This window comes from Xanthomonas sp. LMG 12459, from assembly GCF_009192905.1.
Taxonomy (GTDB): Bacteria; Pseudomonadota; Gammaproteobacteria; order Xanthomonadales; family Xanthomonadaceae; genus Xanthomonas_A; species Xanthomonas_A sontii.
The window spans coordinates 1-510 of sequence record NZ_NSGT01000138.1 but is presented as its reverse complement, the minus strand read 5'-3'; the positions used below and the strand labels follow the sequence as shown (position 1 = coordinate 510).

1 protein-coding gene is annotated in these 510 nt (G+C 72.4%); it reads left to right on the top strand.

Translation table 11 applies throughout. From position 1 onward, the window contains the following. Positions 1–11: 11 nt before the first annotated feature. Positions 12–510 (top strand): tetrahydrofolate dehydrogenase/cyclohydrolase catalytic domain-containing protein (locus tag CEK65_RS20865; protein ID WP_304951740.1); only part of this gene is annotated, 499 nt, incomplete at its 3' end.

Sequence of the window (510 nt, the reverse complement as noted above, 5' to 3'; positions counted from 1 at the left end):
CGCCCGCCCCGATGACCGATTCCGCGCCCGTCTCCTCCGTCCCGGCCCGCATCCTCGACGGGCGGCGCATCGCCGAAGACCTGCTCGACGAGCTCAAGGCGCGGGTCGACGCGCGGCTGGCGGCCGGGCAGCCGCGGCCCGGATTGGCGGTGGTGCTGGTGGGCGGCGATCCGGCCTCGGCGGTGTACGTGCGCAACAAGCGCCGCGCGGCCGAAAAGGTCGGCATCGAGGCGTTCGACTACGACCTGCCAGCGGGCACCAGCGAGGCCGAGCTGCTGGCGTTGATCGACCGGCTCAATGCCGACCCCAAGATCCACGGCATCCTGGTGCAACTGCCGCTGCCGGGCATCCCCGATGCGAGCCGGCTGATCCACCGCATCGATCCGCGCAAGGACGTGGACGGCTTCCATCCGGAAAACGTCGGCCACCTGGCGCTGCGCGAATTCGGCCTGCGCCCGTGCACGCCGCGCGGCATCGTCACCCTGCTGGCGCACACCGACCAGCCGGTGC